This window comes from Achromobacter sp. 18P8.1.1 (assembly GCF_057799415.1).
In genome coordinates this window covers 1-248 of the sequence record NZ_JBYOKH010000107.1, presented here as the reverse complement: position 1 = coordinate 248, position 248 = coordinate 1, and the positions used below count along the sequence as shown (strand labels likewise).

Genomic DNA, 248 nt, shown 5'->3' with positions numbered 1-248 from the left:
CCGGTCATCACCCCCGAGGACAGCGACGGCTCCGTCACCGGTGCCCACAACAGCGTGCTCGAAGCCTCCGGCGACACCGTCACCGGTTCGGTCACCGTGTCCGCTGAAGCCGGCATCGCCGGCGTCACCGTCGGCGGCCAGGACGTCACCCACGCCTCCACCACTCCGGTCGTCATCACCACCGACAAGGGCGTGCTGACCATCACCGGCTATGACGCGGCCACCGGCAAGATCACCTACTCCTATCA

The 248-nt window shown here is 67.7% G+C and carries 1 protein-coding gene; it reads left to right on the top strand.

The annotated features are described in order from the left end of the window. Positions 1-54: 54 nt before the first annotated feature. The coding region (locus tag AC27VE_RS30760) for a hypothetical protein (RefSeq protein ID WP_488705862.1) at positions 55-248 on the top strand (194 nt) is incomplete at its 3' end.